Consider the following 22013-nt stretch of genomic DNA (forward strand, 5'->3'; position numbering starts at 1 on the left):
TCCTGAATCGTATTAAAAAGAATGAAACAATTCTTTTTGGGTGTATGAAAAACTCATTACCCTGCAGGGACCAAATTAACTGCGGTTAGACGAAAGTAGTAGACACACAAGGTTACGATTGACTTGTCAGTCACTATCCGGTGCTAATCGCGCATCTGTGGATCAAGGGCGTCAGACCCGAGACCTAAGAAATACAAAAATTAGAAATGAGAGGAGCGGTACATGAAGAAGTCAACATTGGCGTTGGCCGTAGCTTTGGGGGCAATCGCTCAACAAGCAGGCGCCGCAGGTTTCATCGAAGACAGCAAGGCAACACTGGGTCTGCGTAACTTCTACATCAACACAGATAACCGTGATGGCCAGCCGAACGCAACTTCCAACACCCGTAGCAAAAATGCTGAATGGGGCCAAGGCTTCGATCTGCGTTTCATCTCGGGTTTCACCCAAGGTACTGTCCAGTTCGGCGTTGACGCCATTGGCCTGTACGGCGTGCGTCTGGATTCCAGCCGAGCAGACCATGGTAACTACACCGGTACTGCGTCCGGTGGCACCGTGTTCCCTAGCAATGGCGAAAAGGCGGTTAATGATTTCGCCAGCCTGGGCGTGACCGGCAAGGTCAAGATCTCCCAGACCGTGGCCAAATTGGGCACCTTGCAGCCAAACAACCCGGTTATCAAGACCAACGACGGTCGCCTGTTGCCTCAGACCTTCCAAGGCGGCGAGATCGTTTCTAACGAAATCAAAGACTTGACTCTGACTGCTGGCCAAATCGAGTCCGCCAAGGGCCGTAACTCCAGCAACAACGAAAACCTGTCGATTGCTGGTGCGAACAAAAGCTCCAACTATGACACCGGCAAATTCAGCAACAAGTTCTACTACGCCGGTGCTGACTACAAGATCACCAAGGATCTGACCGCTTCGTACTACTTTGGCGAGCTGAAAGACTTCTACTCCCAGAACTTCCTGGGCCTGGTACACAACTGGGCAATCGGCCCGGGCGTGCTGAAAAGTGACCTGCGTTACTATCGCAGCCGCGACAACGGCTCGAATGCCAACACCAGCGGCTACTACACCTCGGGTTACTACACCGACGGTGCAAAGCCTGCGACCAGCGGTAAGGTCGACAACGACCTGTACAGCTACCTAGCGCTGTACTCGGTTAACGGCCATACCTTTGGTGGCGGTTACCAGTACACCAAGGGCGACAGTGACTTCCCTTGGCTGAACCAAGGTGATGGTTCGTCGAACAGCACCACCACCGACATGCAGATCCAGAAGTTTGCCCGTGCTGGCGAACGTACCTGGCAAGCTCGCTACGCGTATGACTTCGCCAAGGTCGGCCTGCCAGGCCTGACCGCTGGTATTGTCTACCTCAAGGGCAGCAACATCCAGACTACCGCCGGCGACAAAACCGAGTGGGAGCGCGACCTGACACTGGCTTACGTTGTTCCAGAAGGCCCGCTGAAAAACCTCGGCGTTGCGTGGAAAAACGCAATGTGGCGCACCGACGTTGCAACCCGCGACCAGGACGAAAACCGTCTGATCGTCAGCTACTCGATCCCGCTGTTGTAAGCGCGTAAAACCTTGCCCGGCGCAACGCCGGGCAGGGTGCTTTACTTTTCAAGTCGGGCTCAACCTCCGCAAGCCCTTCCTGAATCCCCTCTTTGTACAGCGTCTCAAGGCCTTCTCGAACCTTGAAATGGATGTTGATCCTCGCCTGTCGGCAAGTCCAATGAACAGATTTTTAATATTCCTTTATCGTCTAGATAAATCGATATTTATTCTTTTTAAATAATCTGCAACGCAGGCACAGTGGGCTCCATAAGCACTCATCAGGAGCCACACCATGAGCCTCAGACTGGGCGACATCGCCCCCGACTTTGAACAGGATTCCAGCGCCGGCAAGATTCGTTTCCACGAGTGGCTGGGCGATAGCTGGGGCGTGCTGTTTTCCCACCCGGCGGACTTCACCCCGGTGTGCACCACAGAGCTGGGTTTTACCGCCAAGCTCAAGGATGAATTTGCCAAGCGTGGCGTCAAGGCCATCGCCCTGTCGGTCGACCCGGTGGACTCGCACCACAAGTGGATCGAAGACATCAACGAAACCCAGAACACCATCGTCAACTTCCCGATCCTGGCCGACGCAGACCGCAAGGTCTCCGACTTGTACGACCTGATCCACCCGAATGCCAGTGACACCCTCACCGTGCGTTCGCTGTTCGTGATCGACCCGAACAAAAAGATTCGCCTGACCATTACCTACCCGGCCAGCACCGGTCGCAACTTTCATGAAATCCTGCGGGTGATCGATTCGCTGCAACTGACCGACAGCCACAAAGTCGCGACTCCAGCCAACTGGCAGGACGGTGACGAGGTGGTGATCGTGCCGTCGCTCAAGGACGAGGAAGAGATCAAGAAGCGCTTTCCGAAGGGTTACCGGGCGGTGAAGCCGTACCTGCGGCTCACCCCTCAACCGAATCGTTAAGGCTGATATCGCCATCGCGGGCAAGCCCGCTCCCACAGTTGACCGCATTCCCCTGTGGGAGCCGGGCTCGCCCGCGATTGCGGCCTGACAGGCAACAAAGAATTTACGTGGCAAACCGTCTCACATAGCAGGGGTTTTAAGGCCGTTTCGACGGCCTTTTTTTACGCCTGCGATTTAGTCGGCAGCATATGCATTTAAAGAATAAACAAATGAAAAAATAAGATTTATAGATATATAAATTGGCTGATATGGTCTGTTCCATCTTGGCGCCATCGCCACAAAGCGAACCGCTGACACTTTCCAAAGGAATTTCCTACATGCTGGTCGTAACACTTGGTGGTAGCCCCAGCCAACGTTCCCGGTCCGGGGTGTTGCTGGATCACACCCGCAACTGGTTGCAGCAACAAGGCGTGGAAGTGGTGAGTTATCAGATACGGGACTTCCCGGCCGAAGACTTGCTGCACGCGCGGTTCGACAGCCCGAAGATTATCGACCTGCTGGAGCAAGTGGCGAATGCCGATGGCCTGGTGATCGCCACGCCGGTGTACAAGGCCTCGTTTTCCGGCGCCCTGAAAACCATCCTCGACCTGCTGCCCGAACGCGCCCTGGCCCACAAAGTGGTATTGCCGATGGCCACCGGCGGCAGCATCGCCCACATGCTGGCGGTGGATTACGCCCTGAAGCCGGTGCTGTCGGCCCTGAAAGCCCAGGAATTGCTCCACGGGATTTTTGCCGAAGACAGCCAGATTGCCTACGGCGAAGGCAGCGCCCAGGCGCAGTTGGTGCCCGTGCTGGAGCAACGCCTGAGCGAGGCCCTGGAGACGTTCTACAGCGCCATGGCCCGCCGCCCGAAACCTATTGATCCCCATGTGTTGAATGAACGTTTGTTGAGTGCTCGCTGGAGCATTTAAGCCTCACCCAGCTTTACCTGAATTCGACAAGTACTACTCACCTTACTCAGCCGCCAACGGCCAAGCAGGTGCAGCCAACCCCCTAATCGTATATTTGGAGAGAGCGCCATGCGCACTGTCATCTTGCGTCGTGGTCTGGTCGCACTGTTTGCTGCGGCTGTGTCCTTCGGCGCCATTGTTCAAGCCCAGGCCGCCGAAACCCTGCGGATCGGCTATCAGAAATACGGCACCCTGGTGCTGCTCAAGGCCAAGGGCTCGCTGGAAAAGCGCCTGGCCGAGCAGGGCGTGCAAGTGCAGTGGACCGAGTTTCCCGGCGGCCCGCAGCTGCTGGAAGGACTGAACGTCGGCTCCATCGACTTCGGCGTGACGGGTGAAACCCCGCCAGTCTTCGCCCAGGCTGCCGGTGCCGATTTGCTCTACGTCGCCTACGAGCCACCGGCGCCGACCAGTGAAGCAATCCTGGTGCCGAAAGATTCGCCGATCAAATCCGTGCAAGACCTTAAAGGCAAAAAAGTCGTCCTCAACAAAGGCTCCAACGTGCACTACCTGCTGGTGCGCGCCCTGGAAAATGCCGGCCTGAAATACACCGACGTGCAGACCGTGTTCCTGCCGCCCGCCGATGCCCGCGCCGCGTTCGAGCGTGGCAGCGTCGATGCCTGGGTGATCTGGGACCCGTACCAGGCTGCCGCCGAGAAACAGCTGCAAGCGCGCACTCTGCGTGACGGCACCGGCATCGCCGACAACCATCAGTTCTACCTGGCTACCAAGCCGTACGCCGAAAAACACCCTGAAGTGATCAAGGCATTGGTGGAAGAAGTGCGCGCCGTGGGCGAGTGGTCCAAGGCCAACCCGGAACAAGTCACCGAACAAGTCGCACCGCTGCTGGGCCTGCCGGCTGACATCACCCTGACCTCGGTCAAACGCCAGGGCTACGGCGCGTTGTTCCTGACCCCGGACGTGGTCGCCGCGCAACAGAAAATCGCCGACAGCTTCTACCAACTCAAATTGATCCCCAAGCCCTTGAACATCAAGGACGTGATCTGGACGCCACCCGCCGCCGTTGCCAAAGCGCCGTAATCCGACTTCTTCAGGAGACAACTCCATGAGCCTCAATATTTTCTGGTTTCTGCCTACCCACGGCGACGGCCATTACCTTGGCACCGCCGAAGGCGCTCGCGCCGTTGATCACGGTTATTTACAGCAAGTGGCCCAGGCGGCAGATCGCCTCGGCTTCGGTGGGGTGCTGATCCCCACCGGGCGCTCCTGCGAAGACTCTTGGCTGGTGGCGGCGTCGCTGATCCCGGTGACCCAACGCCTGAAATTCCTTGTTGCGCTGCGCCCCGGGATCATTTCCCCGACGGTGGCTGCGCGTCAGGCAGCAACCCTGGATCGTCTGTCTGGCGGCCGGGCGTTGTTCAACCTGGTCACCGGTGGTGACCCGGAAGAATTGGCCGGCGACGGTTTGTTCCTCAGCCATGAAGAGCGTTACCAGGCGTCGGTGGAATTCACTCGCATCTGGCGCCGCGTGCTGGAAGGCGAAACCGTCGACTATGACGGCCAGCACATCAGTGTCAAAGGCGCCAAGCTGCTCTACCCGCCGATCCAGCAGCCGCGTCCGCCACTGTATTTTGGTGGCTCCTCCGAAGCGGCCCAGGACCTGGCAGCCGAACAAGTGGAAATGGTTCTGACCTGGGGCGAGCCACCGGCAGCCGTGGCAGAAAAGATCGCACAGGTTCGGGCCAAGGCCGCCAAGCTCGGGCGCACCTTGCGCTTCGGCATTCGCCTGCATGTGATCGTGCGTGAAACCAACGCCGAAGCCTGGCAGGCCGCCGACAAACTGATCTCCCACGTAGACGATGAAACCATCGCCCGTGCCCAGGCCTCGCTGTCGCGCTTCGACTCCGTGGGCCAGCAACGCATGGCCGCCTTGCATGGCGGCAGCCGCGACAACCTGGAAGTCAGCCCCAACCTGTGGGCCGGCGTCGGCCTGGTACGCGGTGGTGCCGGCACTGCCCTGGTAGGCGATGGCCCAACCGTGGCTGCACGCGTCAAGGAATACGCTGACCTGGGTATCGACACCTTTATCTTCTCCGGTTACCCACACCTGGAAGAGTCGTATCGCGTGGCCGAGCTGCTGTTCCCGCACTTGGACATCGAACGTCCCGAGTTGCCCAAAGGCGCCGGTTACGTCAGCCCGTTTGGCGAGATGGTCGCCAACGACATCCTTCCCAAAGCTGCGTCCCAGAGCTGAGGCGCCGCCATGAACCTTGAAAAACTAAGTCATCGATTGGCGCCCTGGGTGCTGCCGATCCTGTTGCTGGCGGTATGGCAGCTGTCGGTGTCGGCCGGTTGGTTGTCGACGCGCATTCTGCCGGCGCCCAGCGCCGTGATCGAAGCAGGTGTGAGCCTGGTGCGCAGTGGCGAAATCTGGACGCACCTGGCGATCAGTGGCTGGCGTGCGGGCCTGGGTTTTGTGATCGGCGGCAGCATCGGCCTGGCATTGGGCTTTATCACCGGCCTGTCGACCTGGGGTGAACGCCTGCTGGACAGCTCGGTGCAGATGATTCGCAACGTGCCGCACCTGGCGCTGATTCCGCTGGTGATCCTGTGGTTCGGCATCGACGAGACGGCGAAGATATTCCTGGTCGCCCTCGGTACGCTGTTCCCGATCTACCTCAATACCTACCACGGCATCCGCAACGTCGACCCGGCGCTGGTGGAAATGGCCCGCAGTTATGGCTTGTCCGGCTTCAGCCTGTTTCGCCAGGTGATTTTGCCGGGCGCCTTGCCGTCGATTCTTGTCGGCGTGCGTTTTGCGTTGGGCTTTATGTGGTTGACGTTGATCGTTGCGGAAACCATCTCCGCCAGTTCCGGCATCGGCTACCTGGCGATGAACGCCCGGGAATTCCTGCAGACCGACGTGGTGGTACTGGCGATCGTGCTGTACGCCGTGCTCGGCAAACTGGCAGACCTGGCGGCGCGTGGCCTGGAGCGTGTGTGGTTGCGCTGGCACCCGGCCTATCAAGTGAATAAAGGAGGTGCGGCATGACCGCTCAACAACCTCCACACCTGCTGCGGGGCATTCCCCTGGCGGTACGCAAGTTGCGCAAGGCTTTCGGCGCGCGGGAAGTACTCAAGGGCATCGACCTGCACATTCCCGCCGGGCAATTCGTTGCGGTGGTAGGCCGTAGTGGCTGCGGCAAAAGCACCTTGCTGCGTCTGCTGGCGGGGCTGGATAAAGCCAGCGGCGGCGAATTGCTCGCCGGTTCCGCGCCGTTGACCGAGGCGATTGAAGACACGCGGTTGATGTTCCAGGAAGCGCGCTTGCTGCCGTGGAAAAAGATCATCGACAACGTGGGGCTGGGCCTGAAGGGCAACTGGCGCCCCAAAGCATTGGAAGCGCTGGAAGCGGTCGGCCTGGCCGAGCGTGCCAACGAGTGGCCGGCGGCGTTGTCCGGTGGCCAGAAGCAGCGCGTGGCCCTGGCCCGTGCCTTGATTCACCAACCACGCCTGTTGCTGCTGGACGAGCCGCTGGGCGCGCTGGATGCCCTGACCCGGATCGAGATGCAGCAATTGATCGAGAGCCTCTGGCGCAAGCACGGCTTCACCGTGTTGCTGGTGACCCACGACGTCAGCGAAGCCGTGGCCATTGCCGACCGGGTGATCCTGATCGAAGACGGCGAAATCGGCCTCGACCTGCACGTGGAACTCGCCCGCCCGCGGGTGCGCGGCTCCCACCGCCTGGCGGCGCTGGAAACCGAAGTGCTTAACCGTGTGTTGTCGCTGCCCGGCACCCCGCCGGAACCCGAACCTGTTTCACCGCTGCCTACGCAATTGCGTTGGGCTCAATAACTCACTTGTCTTACACAGGAAGAACGACCATGACTATTAAAGCCATCAACGTGCGTAACCAGTTCAAAGGCACCATCAAGGAAATCGTCGAAGGCGACGTGCTCTCGGAAATCGACGTACAGACTGCGTCCGGCATCGTTACCTCGGTAATCACAACTCGCTCGGTAAAAGAGCTGGAGCTGGTGATCGGCAGCGAAGTGATTGCCTTTGTTAAATCCACCGAGGTGTCGATCGCCAAGTTGTGATTGGCGTTCTTGAAACCAGCATCGCGGGCAAGCCAGCTCCCACATTTTGATCTGTGAACGCAGTCAAATGTGGGAGCTGGCTTGCCTGCGATAAGGCCTTTGTGGGCAACACATCAATCAGGCAGTGACCACCCGCTTGGGCAAGAACGCCGGCAGATAAAGCCCCACATACGCATCAAACACCCGCATGCCTTCCTCGGCCATGCGCGGGGTGATCTGCCCGTGCTGATGCACCGAGCGCGCGTAAACGCGGTCGCTCAGTTCCAGCGCCAGGGCAAACACGTCGACATCGGCGGGCAGGCTCGGCAGCTCGAAGTGCCGGTTGAACACTTCATACATCAGGTTTCCCAGCTCCAGGTCGTGCTGGCGGTCGGCTTGTGTCACTTCGGTCAACCCATGCTGGGCCAGGATCAATTGCCGGGCGGCGGCATCGTCGCTGTAGATCGTGAGCATGCGCTGCTCTACCACGCCCGACAGGTCGCGCCAGTGCTTGAGTGACTCATGGTCGATGGGCGCTTGAATGGCCGCGCGAAACGCAGCATGGACGTCGGCGGTCAGCGCCTCCAGCAAGGCCGGCACGCTGGCGAAGAAGTGGTACACCGATGACGGCGGGATCTGCGCCCGTTCGGCCACGCTGTAGATCGACAAGCTGGCCACGCCTTCGGCGGCCAGCAAGGTGCGGGCGGCGTCGAGAATCGCATCGATCCGGGCCTGGCTGCGGGCGCGGGGTTTGCGAGGGGCGGCGGGGCGGGTTGTCATGAAAGTCTCCTACAAGGCAGCAAGCATTGTACGCAGAGCGCGAACATGATCCATACCTGTGGAGCAGGGGTTTTGTGGCGAACCTGTCGAACAGAGGGGTGTGGTCAGCGGGGCTTTTGTGGTCAGCGGGCTTTGTGGTGAGTGGGCTTTTGGGATGAGTGGGCTTTTGGGATGAGTGGGCTTTTGTGGTGAGCGGGCTTGCCCCGCGCTGGGCTGCGAAGCAGCCCCACGGGGATCACCGTTTTTTCAGATACAACGGGGTAGCAGGTTTCAGGGCTGCTGCGCAGCCCAGCGCGGGGCAAGCCCGCTCACCACAAAAGCCCCACTCACCACAAAAGCCCGCTCACCACAAAAATCCCGCTCACCACAACCGCTTACACGGTATGCAGGTACCAGTTGTACTCAAGGTCGGAGATGGAGTGTTCGAACTCTTCCAGCTCACTTTCCTTACAGGCGACGAAGATATCGATGTATTTAGGATCGATGTACCTGGCCATCACCTCGCTGTCGTCCAACTCGCGCAGTGCATCACGCAGGTTGTTCGGCAGGCTCTGTTCGTTCTGCTCGTAGCTGTTGCCTTCCACCGGTGCGCCAGGCTCGATCTTGTTGGTCAGGCCGTGATGCACGCCTGCCAATACCGAAGCCATCAGCAGGTAAGGGTTGGCATCGGCGCCGGCCACACGGTGTTCGATACGTACGGCGTCGGACGAGCCGGTCGGTACGCGAATCGCCACGGTGCGGTTGTCCAAACCCCAGCACGGCGAGTTCGGCACGTAGAACTGTGCGCCGAAACGACGGTAGGAGTTGACGTTAGGGCACAGGAACGCCATTTGGGCGGGTAGGGTCTCCAGCACACCGCCGATCGCGTGACGCAATGCGGCGTTCTGCTCGGGATCCTCGCTGGCAAAGATGTTCTTGCCGTCCTTGTCCAGGATCGAAATGTGCACGTGTAAGCCGTTGCCTGCCTGGCCCGGGTAAGGCTTGGCCATGAAGGTGGTGTCCATCTCATGGTCGTAGGCGATGTTCTTGATCAGGCGCTTGAGCAGTACCGCGTAGTCGCAGGCCTTTATCGGGTCGGCAACGTGGTGCAGGTTCACTTCGAACTGCGCCGGGGCACTTTCCTTGACGATGGCGTCGGCAGGGATGCCTTGCTCTTTTGCACCTTCCAGAATGTCCTGGAGGCAGTCGACGTATTCGTCGAGGTCGTCGATCAGGTAGACCTGGGTCGAGTGCGGGCGTTTGCCGGAGATCGGCGAGCGGGGCGGTTGTGGCCGGCCATTCACGTTCTCCTGGTCGATCAGGTAGAACTCCAGCTCGAATGCGGCGCAGATGGTCAGACCGAGGTCGTCAAATTTGCTTACAACTTGGCGGAGTACTTCGCGAGGATCGGCGAAGAAAGGTTCACCTTCGAGTTCGTGCATGGTCATCAGCAATTGCGCGGTTGGGCGCTTCTGCCAGGGTTCATTGCACAGGGTGTCGGGGATTGGATAACAGATTCGGTCAGCATCACCGATGTCCAGACCCAGGCCGGTGCTTTCCACCGTTGAGCCATTGATATCCAGGGCAAATAGAGAGGCAGGCAGGTTAATGCCCTTCTCGTAAACCTTGTGGAGGCTGGTGCGTTCGATGCGCTTGCCGCGCACCACACCATTCATATCCGCAATTAGAAGGTCTACGTACAGAACCTCAGGATGATCCTTAAGGAACGCGTTCGCTTCGTTAAGCTGAACGGCACGCGGGGGTACCGACATGATGCAACACCTTTGTTGTTAAAAATATCAATCATTGATCTCTTCGGGTTTCAGTCAACCCGAACGGCATGCCGAAGTCAAGCGAGGCCTTTTTTGCCCTAAAAAAGCGCCACGAGGGCTTTTTTGGGGCTTTTTGGGGCAATTTTTTGGGATTGGTGCTCTTGGAACCAGCACGTTTGAGCGGGCCGTGTTGTATTTTTTACGGGGGTGTTGTGTAAAAAAATGAACAAGGCTAAGCTCGATTCAAACCCATAACAGCAATAATACCGGGGTGCTTCATGTCTCGCCTGCCGTTAATCGGCGTCACCGCCTGCTCCAAACAGGTCGGTCTGCATGCTTATCACATCAGTGGCGACAAATACGTCCGTGCAGTGGCCACCGCTGCCAAGGGCTTGCCGTTGATTATTCCGTCCCTGGCGGATTTGCTCGACCCGGCCAATATTCTTGACGGCCTGGACGGTATTCTTTTTACCGGCTCACCTTCCAATATCGAACCCTTTCACTACGACGGCCCGGCCAGTACGCCCGGGACTGCTCATGATTCTGCACGCGACCAAACCACCCTGCCGTTGCTGCGCGCCGCCATTGCAGCCGGCGTTCCGGTGCTGGGGATTTGCCGTGGCTTTCAGGAAATGAACGTGGCGTTTGGCGGCAGCCTGCACCAGAAGGTTCACGAAGTGCCGGGCATGATGGATCACCGCGAAGACGACACCCAGCCGCTGGCAATCCAGTACGGCCCGGCCCATCCGGTCACCCTCTCCCCGAATGGGGTATTGGCAAGCCTGGGCTTGCCGCCGACGATCCAGGTCAACTCGATTCATTCACAGGGCATTGATCGCCTGGCGCCCGGCTTTCAGGTCGAGGCCACCGCGCCAGATGGCTTGATCGAAGGCTTTTCGGTACCCGCGGGCAAGGCTTTTGCTTTAGGAGTGCAATGGCACCCCGAATGGCAGGTAAGCTCTAACCCGCACTACCTCGCGATCTTCCAGGCATTTGGCAATGCCTGTCGAACGCGGGTGATGCAACGCGACGCGGATGCTGCGTCAACTTACGCCTGACCTTTAATGGATGTCAGGAAACACAGCCCAGAGGCATTTATGAGTAACAACCTCGACCAGCTCACCGATTGGTTGAAAGACCACAAGATCACAGAAGTCGAATGCATGATTGGCGACCTCACGGGCATCACCCGGGGCAAAATTTCGCCGACCAACAAGTTCATCGCCGAAAAAGGCATGCGCCTGCCCGAGAGCGTTCTGTTGCAGACCGTGACCGGCGACTATGTCGAAGACGACATCTATTACGAATTGCTCGACCCGGCCGACATCGACATGATCTGCCGCCCGGACGAGAACGCGGTATTCCTCGTGCCTTGGGCCATAGAGCCTACGGCCCAGGTGATCCACGACACCTACGACAAGCAAGGCAACCCGATCGAGCTGTCGCCGCGCAACGTGCTCAAGAAAGTCCTCAAGCTCTACGCCGATAAAGGCTGGCAGCCCATCGTGGCGCCGGAGATGGAGTTCTACCTGACCAAACGCTGCGAAGACCCGGACTTCCCGCTGCAACCGCCGATCGGCCGCTCCGGTCGCCCGGAAACCGGCCGCCAGTCTTTCTCTATCGAAGCGGCCAACGAGTTCGACCCGTTGTTCGAAGACGTCTACGACTGGTGCGAGCTGCAGGAGCTGGACCTCGACACGCTGATCCACGAGGACGGCACGGCGCAGATGGAAATCAACTTCCGTCACGGCGACGCACTGTCCCTGGCCGACCAGATCCTGGTGTTCAAGCGCACCATGCGCGAAGCGGCGCTCAAGCACAACGTGGCGGCCACCTTCATGGCCAAGCCCATGACCGGCGAGCCCGGCAGCGCGATGCACCTGCACCAGAGCATCATCGACATCGCCACCGGCAAGAACGTGTTCTCCAATGAAGACGGGACCAAGAGCGAGCTGTTCCTGCACCACATCGGTGGCCTGCAGAAATTCATCCCCGAGCTATTGCCGCTGTTCGCGCCCAACGTCAACTCGTTCCGCCGCTTCCTGCCCGACACTTCGGCGCCGGTAAACGTGGAGTGGGGCGAAGAAAACCGCACCGTTGGCCTGCGGGTTCCGGACGCCGGCCCACAGAACCGCCGGGTGGAAAACCGCCTGCCGGGCGCCGACGCCAACCCGTACCTGGCAATTGCCGCCAGTTTGTTGTGTGGCTACATCGGCATGGTCGAAGGCATCAGCCCAAGCGCGCCAGTGGTGGGGCGTGGTTACGAGCGCCGCAACCTGCGCTTGCCGCTGACCATCGAAGACGCCCTGGAACGCATGGAAAACAGCAAGACCATCGAGAAATACCTGGGTCAAAAATTCATCACAGGCTACGTCGCGGTCAAGCGGGCCGAGCATGAAAACTTCAAGCGCGTGATCAGTTCGTGGGAGCGGGAATTCCTGCTCTTCGCCGTCTGATGCGCCGGGCGCGCCCTTCAAACGGCGCGTCCTCACCTGAAACATCTAGGAGATTGGTATGTCCAGCAACAACCCGCAAACCCGTGAATGGCAAGCCTTGAGCAGCGATCACCACCTGGCGCCGTTCAGCGACTTCAAGCAATTGAAAGAGAAAGGCCCACGGATCATCACCAAAGCCCACGGCGTTTACCTGTGGGACAGCGAAGGCAACAAGATTCTCGACGGCATGGCCGGCCTGTGGTGCGTGGCGATCGGTTACGGTCGCGATGAACTGGCTGACGCCGCCGCCAAGCAGATGAAAGAACTGCCTTACTACAACCTGTTCTTCCAGACCGCCCACCCACCGGTGCTGGAACTGGCCAAAGCCATCTCCGATATCGCCCCGCAAGGCATGAACCACGTGTTCTTCACCGGCTCCGGGTCTGAAGGCAACGACACCATGCTGCGTATGGTCCGCCACTACTGGGCGATCAAAGGCCAGCCGAACAAGAAAACCATCATCAGCCGCAAGAACGGCTACCACGGTTCAACCGTGGCCGGCGCCAGCCTGGGCGGCATGACCTACATGCATGAACAGGGCGACTTGCCGATCCCGGGCATCGTCCACATCGCTCAACCGTATTGGTTCGGCGAGGGCGGCGACATGAGCCCGGAAGAATTCGGCGTGTGGGCGGCCAACCAGCTGGAAGCGAAGATTCTGGAACTGGGCGTGGACAACGTCGGTGCCTTTATTGCCGAGCCGATCCAGGGTGCCGGTGGCGTGATCGTGCCGCCCGCCAGTTACTGGCCGCGCATTAAGGAAATCCTCGCCAAGTACGACATCCTGTTCGTCGCCGATGAAGTGATCTGCGGTTTTGGCCGTACCGGCGAATGGTTCGGCAGCGATTTCTACGACCTCAAGCCCGACATGATGACCATCGCCAAGGGCCTGACCTCCGGCTACATCCCGATGGGCGGCCTGATCGTGCGCGACGAAGTGGTTGCGGTGCTCAACGAAGGCGGCGATTTCAACCACGGCTTCACCTATTCCGGCCACCCGGTGGCGGCGGCGGTAGCCCTGGAAAACATCCGCATCATGCGCGATGAACAAATTATTAAGCGTGTTCACGACGAAACGGCACCCTATTTGCAAAAGCGTCTGAGGGAACTGGCAGATCACCCGTTGGTGGGCGAAGTTCGCGGTGTGGGCATGCTCGGTGCGATCGAGCTGGTTCAGGACAAGGCAACGCGCAAGCGTTACGAAGGCCGTGGCGCCGGCATGATCTGCCGCACGTTCTGCTTCGAGAATGGACTGATCATGCGCGCCGTGGGCGACACCATGATCATTTCGCCGCCGCTGGTGATCAGCAAGGCCGAGATTGACGAGTTGGTGACCAAGGCGCGGCACTGCCTGGACCTGACTTTGGCGGCTTTGCAGGGCTAAATGCTAGGCTCAGAACGCGGCGCCTTCGGGTGCTGCGTCTGAGAAGTGATTAAAAGGCATTTATAAAAGAGTGCTTTGGTTGAAAGCCGGCCCTTGAACTTGCCAGACTGTCGCCCTGTTTTGTTGCCCTTAGACGGGCTGCGAAACACGTTGTACTTAAAGAACGAACGTGGCCCAAAAAAGAAAAAATTGGAGCATGACCGAATGAAGGCATTAGGTTTGAAGAACGCTGGCAAGACCCTCCTGGCCTTGTCCCTGATGGGGGCCATGGCAGGCGCGGCGCACGCCGACGATAAAGTGCTGCACGTTTATAACTGGTCCGACTACATCGCACCGGACACCATCGCGAACTTTGAAAAAGAGTCCGGGATCAAGGTGGTCTATGACGTATTCGACTCCAACGAAACCCTGGAAGCCAAGTTGCTGGCAGGCAAGTCCGGCTACGACATCGTCGTGCCGTCGAACAACTTCCTCGCCAAGCAGATCAAGGCCGGTGTTTACCAGGAGCTGGACAAGTCCAAACTGTCGAACTACGACAACCTGAACAAATCCCTGCTTAAAGCCGTGTCCATCAGCGACCCGGACAACAAGCACGCCTTCCCGTACATGTGGGGCTCGATTGGTATCGGCTACAACCCCGAGAAGGTCAAGGCCGCACTGGGCATCGACAAGATCGACTCGTGGGATGTCATCCTCAAGCCGGAAAACCTCGCCAAGCTGAAAAGCTGCGGCGTGAGCTTCCTCGATTCGCCAACCGAAATGCTGCCGGTGGCGCTGCACTACCTGGGCCTGCCGACCGACACCCAGAAGAAAGAGGACCTCAAGCAAGCCGAGGCGCTGTTCCTCAAACTGCGTCCTTCGATCGGTTACTTCCACTCCTCCAAGTACATTTCCGACCTGGCCAACGGCAACATCTGCGTAGCCGTGGGTTACTCGGGTGACGTGCAACAGGCCAAGTCCCGCGCGGCTGAAGCCGGTGGCAAGGTCAAGGTTGCCTACGACATTCCCAAAGAAGGTGCCGGCAGCTTCTATGACATGGTCGCCATCCCTAAAGATGCCGAAAACGTCGACGCCGCCTACAAATTCATGAACTACCTGCTCAAGCCGGAAGTCATGGCCAGCATTACCAACAGCGTACGTTTCCCGAACGGTAACGAGAAGGCCACCGCGCTGGTCGACAAAGACATCACCAGCGACCCAGGCATTTATCCGCCAGCGGACGTGCAAGCCAAGTTGTATGCCATTGCTGACTTGCCGGCGGCTACCCAGCGGGAAATGACCCGCAGCTGGACCAAGATCAAATCGGGCAAGTAAGCCGCTTTGATACCTGTTTTGCTAACTGCCGCGATGCGCGCGGTGGTTAGCGAAACACTTAAATGACAGAAAGTTTTGCCGGATCGGTTTATCGAGGGTAAGTTGCGCGCCGGTTTTGTTGCCGGGCAACAACTTCGGGCCCAACTATTTAAGAGGACCTCCACTTGCCAATTTCTTTATTTCGCAAAGCCTTGCTGGTGGGCGCAGGTATCACGCTGGCTGTCAGCGTGCAGGCCGCACCGACTGTGCATATTTATAACTGGTCGGACTACATCGGCCCCGACACCCTGGCCAACTTTGAAAAGGCCACCGGCATCAAGCCGGTCTACGACGTGTTCGACTCCAACGAAACCCTGGAAGGCAAGTTGCTCGCCGGTCGTACCGGTTACGACGTGGTGGTGCCGTCCAACCATTTCCTCGGCAAGCAGATCAAGGCCGGGGCGTTCCAGAAAATCGACAAGTCGCAACTAAGTAACTACGCCAATCTCGACCCGGCGCTGCTCAAACGCCTGGAAAAGAACGACCCCGGCAACCAGTACGCCGTGCCGTACCTGTGGGGCACCAACGGCATTGGATACAACGTCGACAAGGTCAAGGAAGTGCTGGGCGTCGACAAGATCGATTCCTGGGCCGTGCTGTTCGAGCCGGAAAACATGAAGAAGCTGGCGAGTTGCGGCGTGTCGTTCATGGACTCGGCGGATGAAATGCTGCCGGCAGTCCTCAACTACATGGGCCTCAATCCCAACAGCACCAACCCTGAAGACTACAAGAAGGCTGAAGAAAAACTCCTGAAAGTGCGTCCTTACGTGACCTACTTCCATTCTTCCAAATACATCTCCGACCTGGCCAACGGCAACATCTGTGTGGCGGCAGGCTTCTCCGGTGATGTATTCCAGGCCAAGGCCCGCGCGGCCGAGGCGGGTAAAGGCGTGAACATCGCCTACGTGATTCCCAAGGAAGGCGGCAACCTGTGGTTCGACGTGCTGGCCATCCCCAAAGATGCCACCAACGTCAAAGAGGCTCTCGCCTTCATCAACTATTTACTGAAACCTGAGGTGATCGCTCAGGTCAGTGATTACGTCGGTTACGCCAACCCTAACCCAGGGGCGGACAAACTGATGGAGCAATCGATACGCACTGACGAAGCGGTTTACCCACCGCAGGCGGTTCTCGACCGGACTTTTGTCAACTTCGAGCTACCCCCGAAAGTGCAACGTTTGATGACCCGTAGCTGGACCAAGGTCAAGACGGGCAAGTAAGGCTTAACGCTCAAATTATCCTGGGCTCGCCCGTATTGGGTGAGCTGCACTCTTTTTTTTCTGGGAGTTTCGTAAATGGCAGTTGCCTCCGGCGCCTATAAGAAAGCCCTCGAGGGCGACCAGACACCGAAAAAGGTGCTGGTCAAAATCGACCGGGTCACGAAGAAGTTCGACGAGACGATCGCCGTGGACGATGTGTCCCTGGAAATCAAGAAAGGCGAGATCTTCGCCTTGCTCGGCGGATCGGGTTCGGGCAAATCCACCTTGCTGCGCATGCTCGCAGGCTTCGAGCGCCCAACGGAAGGACGCATTTACCTCGACGGTGTGGACATCACCGACATGCCGCCGTACGAGCGGCCGATCAACATGATGTTCCAGTCCTACGCCCTGTTCCCCCACATGACCGTGGCCCAGAACATCGCGTTTGGCCTGCAACAGGACAAGATTCCCAAATCTGAAGTCGACGCCCGCGTGGCCGAGATGCTCAAGCTGGTGCAGATGAGCCAGTACGCCAAGCGCAAGCCGCACCAATTGTCCGGCGGTCAACGCCAGCGGGTGGCGTTGGCGCGTTCCCTGGCCAAGCGTCCGAAACTGCTGCTGCTCGATGAGCCGATGGGCGCATTGGACAAGAAGCTGCGTTCGCAGATGCAGCTGGAGCTGGTTGAGATCATCGAGCGCGTAGGTGTGACCTGCGTGATGGTGACCCACGACCAGGAAGAGGCCATGACCATGGCCGAGCGTATCGCGATCATGCACCTGGGCTGGATCGCCCAGATAGGCAGCCCGATCGACATCTACGAAACGCCTACCAGCCGCCTGGTGTGCGAGTTCATCGGCAACGTCAATATCTTCGAAACCCAGGTGGTGGATGACGCCGAAGGCCATGCGGTACTCAAGTGCCCGGACCTGGACCGCAACATCTACGTCGGTCACGGCATCGCCACCTCGGTGGAAGATAAGTCGGTGACCTACGCCATTCGCCCTGAAAAGCTGCTGGTGACCAGCGAAATGCCGACCTGCGAGCACAACTGGTCCAGCGGCAAGGTGCACGACATCGCCTACCTGGGCGGGCACTCGGTGTTCTACGTCGAATTGCCGAGCGGCAAGCTGGTGCAATCGTTCGTGGCCAACGCCGAGCGCCGTGGCCAGCGCCCGACCTGGGGTGACCAGGTGTACGTGTGGTGGGAAGACGACAGCGGCGTGGTACTTCGCTCATGAACATGAAGAAGTTCAAACGCCAGCTGCAACGAATAACCCCCGGTGGCCGGCATGTGGTCATCGGGATCCCTTTCCTCTGGCTGTTCCTGTTCTTCATGCTGCCGTTCTTCATCGTCCTGAAGATCAGCTTTGCCGAAGCCGACGTGGCGATCCCGCCGTACACCGAGATCTACACCTTCGTTGAACAGAAACTGCAGTTGGTGCTGAACCTGGCCAACTACGGGATGCTGGGCGATGACGAGTTGTACATCGCGGCGTACCTGGGCTCGCTGAAGATGGCGTTTTTCAGCACCATCCTCTGTTTGCTGATCGGCTACCCGATGGCCTACGCGATTGCCAGTGCGCGCAAGGAAATGCAGACCGTGCTGGTGCTGTTGATCATGATGCCGACCTGGACCGCGATCCTGATCCGCGTCTATGCGTGGATGGGCATCCTCAGCAACAACGGTTTGCTCAACGGCTTCTTGATGTCCATCGGGCTGATCAACGAGCCGCTGCAGATCCTCAACACCAACATCGCGGTGTATATCGGCGTGGTCTATTCCTACCTGCCGTTCATGATCCTGCCGCTGTACGCCAACCTGGTGAAACACGACCAGAGCCTGCTGGAAGCCGCATCGGACCTGGGTTCGAGCACCTTCAACAGCTTCTGGAAAATCACCGTGCCGCTGTCCAAGAACGGCATCATCGCCGGCTGCATGCTGGTGTTTATCCCGGTGGTGGGCGAGTTCGTGATCCCGGAACTGCTCGGCGGCCCGGAAACCCTGATGATCGGTAAAGTGTTGTGGCAAGAATTCTTCAACAACCGTGACTGGCCGGTGGCATCTGCCCTGGCGGTGGTGATGCTGGCGATCTTGATCGTGCCGATCATCCTGTTCAACCGCAGCCAAGCCAAAGAGATGGAGGGCAAGATATGAAGCGCGTCAGGTTTTCAAGCTTCATGCTGGTGGCGGGGTTGTTGTTCATCTACCTGCCGATGCTGATCCTGGTGATCTACTCGTTCAACGAATCCAAACTGGTGACGGTGTGGGGTGGTTGGTCGGTGAAGTGGTACGTCGGCCTGTTGGACAACACCCAACTGATGGGCTCGGTCGGTCGCTCCCTGGAAATTGCCTGCTACACGGCGATTGCGGCGGTGGCGCTGGGTACGTTGGCGGCATTTGTGCTGACGCGTATCAGCCAGTTCAAGGGCCGCACGCTGTTCGGCGGCCTGGTGACGGCGCCGCTGGTGATGCCGGAGGTGATTACCGGCCTGTCGCTGTTGCTGCTGTTCGTGGCCATGGCGCAGATGATCGGCTGGCCGCAGGAACGTGGCCTGGTCACCATCTGGATTGCCCACACCACGTTCTGTTCGGCGTATGTGGCGGTGGTGGTGTCGGCGCGCTTGCGTGAGTTGGACCTGTCGATTGAAGAAGCGGCCATGGACCTGGGTGCACGGCCATGGAAGGTGTTCTTCCTGATCACCATCCCGATGATCGCGCCGTCATTGGCGGCGGGCGGCATGATGTCGTTCGCGCTGTCGCTGGACGACCTGGTATTGGCCAGCTTCGTGTCGGGCCCGGGCTCGACCACGTTGCCGATGGAAGTGTTCTCGGCAGTGCGTCTGGGGGTTAAACCCGAGATCAACGCTGTGGCCAGCCTGATTCTGTTGGCGGTGTCGATCGTGACGTTCCTGGTGTGGTTCTTCAGCCGTCGTGCGGAAGAGATGCGCAAGAAAGCGATCCAGCAGGCGATTGAAGAAGCGGCAGCCGATGGCTGGGGGAAACCAGCGGACGCGCGTCGCGCCCCCGCACCGGTCTAACTGACGGAACCGGCTCAAAAAATGTGGGAGCTGGCTTGCCTGCGATAGCGGTGTGACAGTTGACTGATGTGTTGACTGATACACCGCTATCGCAGGCAAGCCCGCTCCCACAGTTGATTGCATTTCAAGTCAGCTATGCGTTCCAAGGCGACTTGCGAATCACCTCGACGAAGTTCATCGGCTTGAACCCAGGCTCCTGATCCACCAGTACATCGGTCTTCACGTTGCCAAACGTGGTCTGCGGACGATGGCGCAAGCCGTCGGCAAACGCGCAGATGATGCATTCCTTGAACCCTTCACCGCGTGGATGCGCATGCACCACAGCCTCGCGCTGCACGCTGCTGAACGCCGCGTACTCCATGCCCAGCACGTCCATTTCCACGCCCGCCGTCACCAGCGCCACGGTCGGACGCAGATGCTTGGGCACACCTGGCGTGGTGTGCAGGGCGATGGACAACCACACCTGCTCGATATCGTCATCGCTCAACCCGTATGGCTTGAGGAAGTCCGCCGCCGCGTTGGCGCCGTCCACTTCAAAACGCTCGTCATCACTGCGGTGACCTTCCACCAGGCCCAGGTCGTGGAACATCGCGCCGACGTACAGCAACTCCGGGTTATAGGCCAACTGCTGGCGCTCACCGCTCAAGGCGCCGAACAGGAACACCCGGCGGGAGTGGTGGTAGAGCAGGTCGGATTCGATGTCGCGGATGTATTCGGTGGTGGCCTTGGCCAGGGCGCTGTCCGGGATCTTGATGCCGGCGATGGTGGTGCTCATGGTCGTTATCCTCAAGAAAGCGCCGGGTTGGCGCCGATGAGTCCAGTCTGGTCGCGCGCCCGCGAAGGGGCCATCGCGGCGAGGGTACGATCCCGGCCAATGTGCCGTCACATCGTGCCAAGGCCATACGCGATCAACTGTAGGAGCTGGCTTGCCTGCGATAGCATCACCTCGGAATACCTGTTACACCGAGGTGTTTGCATCGCCGGCAAGCCAGCTCCTACAGGGTTTGTGTTTATTCAGTTGAAAAAGGTGTTCCTGCTCATGGGCAAAACCGTCGCCATCCTGATCTTCCCCGGCGTCCAGTCACTGGACGTGACCGGGCCCCTGGATGTGTTCTGCGAGGCCAACCGTTTTCTGCCGCCCGAGAAGCATTACCAGTTGGAAGTGATTGGCCTGGGCCACGGCAACATGGCCTGCTCCAACGGCTTGTCGTTGCAGGCGCACCGGCATTTCAGCGAAGCCCTCGAGCCTTACGATTTGCTGTTGATGGCCGGTGGGCCGCAATTGCCGTTCGAGGATTTCGGCCCGGTGTTCAATCAATGGCTGCGGGACGCCAGTGCGCGAGCCAAACGCTTCGGCTCCATCTGCAACGGCGCCTTCATGCTCGCCCGCGCCGGGCTGCTGGACGGGCGCACTGTCACCACTCATTGGGGCGACGCTGCCGACCTGGCCGGTTTGTGCCCCTCGACCAAAGTGGATGCCGACCGCCTTTACGTACAGGACGGCAATCTCTATACCTCGGCCGGGGTAACGGCGGGTATCGACCTGTCGCTGTACCTGCTGGCACAGGACCATGGCCCGGAAGTCGCCCTTAGCGTGGCCAAGCGCCTGGTTGTATTTACCCAGCGTTCGGGTGGGCAGTCGCAGTTCAGCCCGTTCCTTACACCCCACGCCGAAGCCACCTCGGCGGTGGCGCTGGTGCAGCTCTACGTATTGGCCAACCTGACGGGCGACCTGACCATCGCTGACCTGGCCAAGGCTGCCAACATGAGCGCGCGCAACTTCTCCCGGGTATTTGCCCGGGAAGCGCAGATCACCCCGGCGGAGTTCGTCGAGCGCGCTCGCGTGGATGCAGCGCGGGTGATGCTGGAAAGCACCCGCGCACCGCTCAAGACTGTGGCGTATCAATGCGGTTTTCGCGATGCCCAGCACATGCGCAGTGTGTTCAACCGCCGGCTGGGCGTGACGCCGCAACAATTGCGGCTTAACTTTGCGGCGCCGGTTTGAGCGTGTCATAGGCTTCAAGGGCACGCAGCGAATAGATGTACGCCGCGCCGGCATTCAGCGAGATCGCCGTGGCCAACGTCGCGGCCACTTCTTCGCGGGTGGCGCCAGCCTTGATTGCCGCGTCGGCATGCACGCCGATGCAACCGTCGCAGCGGGTGGTGATGGCCACGGCGATGGAAATCAGCTCACGGGTCTTGGCATCGAAGACGTTGTTTTCCTCGGCAGCTTCCCCCAGCGCCATGTAGGCTTTGACCATCTTCGGGCTGCTCTTGCCCAGCGCGCCAAAGGCTTTCTTCACGGTAGGCAGCAAGTGACGCAGTTGTGCATGGAGTTGGCATTCAACCTGTTGCATCAGTCGCGGTTGAGCCTGACGGATATTGCCGCCCAGGCGGGGTACCAGTCCCAGGCGGCTTCAGCAAGAAATTCAAGGAAACCTACGGCGAGGCGCCGGGGCGGCTCTGAGCACGATAGACGCAACGATGGAGATCAACTGTGGGAGCTGGCTTGCCTGCGATAGCGGTGTGTCAGTCAACA

At 59.2% G+C, this 22013-nt stretch carries 21 protein-coding genes and 1 pseudogene; 18 read left to right on the top strand and 4 right to left on the bottom strand.

Features of this window, described 5'->3' with window-relative positions; all coding sequences use genetic code 11:
* The first annotated feature begins 222 nt into the window (after positions 1 to 222).
* From ACZRN6_RS22565 to ACZRN6_RS22600, 8 genes are all read left to right on the top strand, one after another.
* Complete coding sequence (locus ACZRN6_RS22565) at positions 223 to 1572, top strand: OprD family porin (RefSeq protein ID WP_322148225.1); 1350 nt, start codon at positions 223 to 225, stop codon at positions 1570 to 1572.
* Positions 1573 to 1846: 274 nt separating this feature from the next.
* The gene (locus ACZRN6_RS22570; RefSeq protein ID WP_010167863.1) at positions 1847 to 2485 is read left to right on the top strand and encodes a peroxiredoxin; all 639 of its coding nucleotides are present in this window, start codon (positions 1847 to 1849) and stop codon (positions 2483 to 2485) included.
* A 317-nt stretch (positions 2486 to 2802) separates the two neighbouring features.
* Entirely contained in the window at positions 2803 to 3396 is a 594-nt protein-coding gene (gene ssuE, locus ACZRN6_RS22575; protein WP_322148223.1) for an NADPH-dependent FMN reductase, read from the top strand.
* Between the two features lie 108 nt (positions 3397 to 3504).
* Positions 3505 to 4473, top strand: a complete 969-nt coding sequence (locus ACZRN6_RS22580) for a sulfonate ABC transporter substrate-binding protein (RefSeq protein ID WP_464008872.1) — start codon at positions 3505 to 3507, stop codon at positions 4471 to 4473.
* 25 nt (positions 4474 to 4498) lie between these two features.
* Positions 4499 to 5647, top strand: coding sequence for an FMNH2-dependent alkanesulfonate monooxygenase (ssuD, locus tag ACZRN6_RS22585; protein ID WP_076013060.1), 1149 nt, complete (start codon positions 4499 to 4501; stop codon positions 5645 to 5647).
* A 9-nt stretch (positions 5648 to 5656) separates the two neighbouring features.
* On the top strand, positions 5657 to 6445 hold the full coding sequence (gene ssuC, locus ACZRN6_RS22590) for an aliphatic sulfonate ABC transporter permease SsuC (RefSeq protein ID WP_322148221.1): 789 nt from the start codon (positions 5657 to 5659) through the stop codon (positions 6443 to 6445).
* Positions 6442 to 7248, top strand: a complete 807-nt coding sequence (gene ssuB, locus ACZRN6_RS22595; RefSeq protein ID WP_464008873.1) for an aliphatic sulfonates ABC transporter ATP-binding protein — start codon at positions 6442 to 6444, stop codon at positions 7246 to 7248. Before ssuC ends, ssuB begins: the two co-directional genes overlap by 4 nt.
* A gap of 29 nt (positions 7249 to 7277) precedes the next feature.
* A complete protein-coding gene (locus ACZRN6_RS22600) occupies positions 7278 to 7493 on the top strand; it encodes a TOBE domain-containing protein (protein ID WP_003213899.1) in 216 nt (71 codons plus the stop codon).
* 117 nt (positions 7494 to 7610) lie between these two features.
* On the opposite strand, the gene ACZRN6_RS22605 is transcribed toward ACZRN6_RS22600, so the two are convergent.
* Positions 7611 to 8252 carry a TetR/AcrR family transcriptional regulator gene (locus ACZRN6_RS22605; RefSeq protein ID WP_464008874.1) on the bottom strand — a complete coding sequence of 214 codons (642 nt, stop codon included), beginning with the start codon at positions 8250 to 8252 and terminating at the stop codon, positions 7611 to 7613.
* A 374-nt stretch (positions 8253 to 8626) separates the two neighbouring features.
* Entirely contained in the window at positions 8627 to 10003 is a 1377-nt protein-coding gene (locus tag ACZRN6_RS22610; RefSeq protein ID WP_322148215.1) for a glutamine synthetase family protein, read from the bottom strand.
* 278 nt (positions 10004 to 10281) lie between these two features.
* Here ACZRN6_RS22610 and ACZRN6_RS22615 point away from each other — a divergent pair, with 278 nt between their 5' ends.
* The 8 genes from ACZRN6_RS22615 to ACZRN6_RS22650 all read left to right on the top strand — a co-directional run bounded on the left by ACZRN6_RS22615 (position 10282) and on the right by ACZRN6_RS22650 (position 19474).
* Positions 10282 to 11061, top strand: coding sequence for a gamma-glutamyl-gamma-aminobutyrate hydrolase family protein (locus ACZRN6_RS22615; protein ID WP_322148213.1), 780 nt, complete (start codon positions 10282 to 10284; stop codon positions 11059 to 11061).
* Positions 11062 to 11100: 39 nt separating this feature from the next.
* A complete protein-coding gene (locus ACZRN6_RS22620; RefSeq protein ID WP_322148212.1) occupies positions 11101 to 12459 on the top strand; it encodes a glutamine synthetase family protein in 1359 nt (452 codons plus the stop codon).
* Positions 12460 to 12517: 58 nt separating this feature from the next.
* Entirely contained in the window at positions 12518 to 13882 is a 1365-nt protein-coding gene (locus ACZRN6_RS22625) for an aspartate aminotransferase family protein (protein WP_322148211.1), read from the top strand.
* A gap of 219 nt (positions 13883 to 14101) precedes the next feature.
* A complete protein-coding gene (locus tag ACZRN6_RS22630) occupies positions 14102 to 15196 on the top strand; it encodes a polyamine ABC transporter substrate-binding protein (protein ID WP_322148770.1) in 1095 nt (364 codons plus the stop codon).
* A gap of 164 nt (positions 15197 to 15360) precedes the next feature.
* A complete protein-coding gene (locus tag ACZRN6_RS22635; protein ID WP_322148210.1) occupies positions 15361 to 16455 on the top strand; it encodes a polyamine ABC transporter substrate-binding protein in 1095 nt (364 codons plus the stop codon).
* A gap of 75 nt (positions 16456 to 16530) precedes the next feature.
* On the top strand, positions 16531 to 17673 hold the full coding sequence (locus ACZRN6_RS22640) for an ABC transporter ATP-binding protein (protein WP_076013053.1): 1143 nt from the start codon (positions 16531 to 16533) through the stop codon (positions 17671 to 17673).
* Positions 17670 to 18590, top strand: a complete 921-nt coding sequence (locus ACZRN6_RS22645) for an ABC transporter permease subunit (protein ID WP_322148208.1) — start codon at positions 17670 to 17672, stop codon at positions 18588 to 18590. The genes ACZRN6_RS22640 and ACZRN6_RS22645 overlap by 4 nt, the downstream gene beginning before the upstream one ends.
* Complete coding sequence (locus tag ACZRN6_RS22650) at positions 18587 to 19474, top strand: ABC transporter permease subunit (RefSeq protein ID WP_464008875.1); 888 nt, start codon at positions 18587 to 18589, stop codon at positions 19472 to 19474. Before ACZRN6_RS22645 ends, ACZRN6_RS22650 begins: the two co-directional genes overlap by 4 nt.
* Before the next feature lie 133 nt (positions 19475 to 19607).
* On the opposite strand, the gene ACZRN6_RS22655 is transcribed toward ACZRN6_RS22650, so the two are convergent.
* A complete protein-coding gene (locus ACZRN6_RS22655; protein ID WP_464008876.1) occupies positions 19608 to 20249 on the bottom strand; it encodes an HD domain-containing protein in 642 nt (213 codons plus the stop codon).
* Positions 20250 to 20513: 264 nt separating this feature from the next.
* Here ACZRN6_RS22655 and ACZRN6_RS22660 point away from each other — a divergent pair, with 264 nt between their 5' ends.
* Entirely contained in the window at positions 20514 to 21479 is a 966-nt protein-coding gene (locus tag ACZRN6_RS22660; protein WP_322148204.1) for a GlxA family transcriptional regulator, read from the top strand.
* Here ACZRN6_RS22660 and ACZRN6_RS22665 read toward each other — a convergent pair.
* Positions 21457 to 21831, bottom strand: a complete 375-nt coding sequence (locus tag ACZRN6_RS22665) for a carboxymuconolactone decarboxylase family protein (protein ID WP_464008877.1) — start codon at positions 21829 to 21831, stop codon at positions 21457 to 21459. The two genes, ACZRN6_RS22660 and ACZRN6_RS22665, sit on opposite strands and share 23 nt — an antisense overlap.
* Between ACZRN6_RS22665 and ACZRN6_RS22670 the strand changes: the two are divergent.
* Positions 21790 to 21941, top strand: a pseudogene (locus tag ACZRN6_RS22670) (helix-turn-helix domain-containing protein); the annotation flags it as partial. The gene ACZRN6_RS22665 and the pseudogene ACZRN6_RS22670 overlap by 42 nt on opposite strands.
* Positions 21942 to 22013: the final 72 nt, after the last annotated feature.

This window comes from Pseudomonas sp. A125 (assembly GCF_055409485.1).

What these genes read in the sequence shown, in the direction of transcription:
- ACZRN6_RS22565 (WP_322148225.1), top strand. Translation starts at nt 223, where the DNA reads ATGAAGAAGTCAACATTGGCGTTGGCCGTAGCTTTGGGGGCAATCGCT.
- ACZRN6_RS22570 (WP_010167863.1), top strand. Translation starts at nt 1,847, where the DNA reads ATGAGCCTCAGACTGGGCGACATCGCCCCCGACTTTGAACAGGATTCC.
- ssuE (WP_322148223.1), top strand. Translation starts at nt 2,803, where the DNA reads ATGCTGGTCGTAACACTTGGTGGTAGCCCCAGCCAACGTTCCCGGTCC.
- ACZRN6_RS22580 (WP_464008872.1), top strand. Translation starts at nt 3,505, where the DNA reads ATGCGCACTGTCATCTTGCGTCGTGGTCTGGTCGCACTGTTTGCTGCG.
- ssuD (WP_076013060.1), top strand. Translation starts at nt 4,499, where the DNA reads ATGAGCCTCAATATTTTCTGGTTTCTGCCTACCCACGGCGACGGCCAT.
- ssuC (WP_322148221.1), top strand. Translation starts at nt 5,657, where the DNA reads ATGAACCTTGAAAAACTAAGTCATCGATTGGCGCCCTGGGTGCTGCCG.
- ssuB (WP_464008873.1), top strand. Translation starts at nt 6,442, where the DNA reads ATGACCGCTCAACAACCTCCACACCTGCTGCGGGGCATTCCCCTGGCG.
- ACZRN6_RS22600 (WP_003213899.1), top strand. Translation starts at nt 7,278, where the DNA reads ATGACTATTAAAGCCATCAACGTGCGTAACCAGTTCAAAGGCACCATC.
- ACZRN6_RS22605 (WP_464008874.1), bottom strand. Translation starts at nt 8,252, where the DNA reads ATGACAACCCGCCCCGCCGCCCCTCGCAAACCCCGCGCCCGCAGCCAG.
- ACZRN6_RS22610 (WP_322148215.1), bottom strand. Translation starts at nt 10,003, where the DNA reads ATGTCGGTACCCCCGCGTGCCGTTCAGCTTAACGAAGCGAACGCGTTC.
- ACZRN6_RS22615 (WP_322148213.1), top strand. Translation starts at nt 10,282, where the DNA reads ATGTCTCGCCTGCCGTTAATCGGCGTCACCGCCTGCTCCAAACAGGTC.
- ACZRN6_RS22620 (WP_322148212.1), top strand. Translation starts at nt 11,101, where the DNA reads ATGAGTAACAACCTCGACCAGCTCACCGATTGGTTGAAAGACCACAAG.
- ACZRN6_RS22625 (WP_322148211.1), top strand. Translation starts at nt 12,518, where the DNA reads ATGTCCAGCAACAACCCGCAAACCCGTGAATGGCAAGCCTTGAGCAGC.
- ACZRN6_RS22640 (WP_076013053.1), top strand. Translation starts at nt 16,531, where the DNA reads ATGGCAGTTGCCTCCGGCGCCTATAAGAAAGCCCTCGAGGGCGACCAG.
- ACZRN6_RS22645 (WP_322148208.1), top strand. Translation starts at nt 17,670, where the DNA reads ATGAACATGAAGAAGTTCAAACGCCAGCTGCAACGAATAACCCCCGGT.
- ACZRN6_RS22650 (WP_464008875.1), top strand. Translation starts at nt 18,587, where the DNA reads ATGAAGCGCGTCAGGTTTTCAAGCTTCATGCTGGTGGCGGGGTTGTTG.
- ACZRN6_RS22655 (WP_464008876.1), bottom strand. Translation starts at nt 20,249, where the DNA reads ATGAGCACCACCATCGCCGGCATCAAGATCCCGGACAGCGCCCTGGCC.
- ACZRN6_RS22660 (WP_322148204.1), top strand. Translation starts at nt 20,514, where the DNA reads ATGGGCAAAACCGTCGCCATCCTGATCTTCCCCGGCGTCCAGTCACTG.
- ACZRN6_RS22665 (WP_464008877.1), bottom strand. Translation starts at nt 21,831, where the DNA reads ATGCAACAGGTTGAATGCCAACTCCATGCACAACTGCGTCACTTGCTG.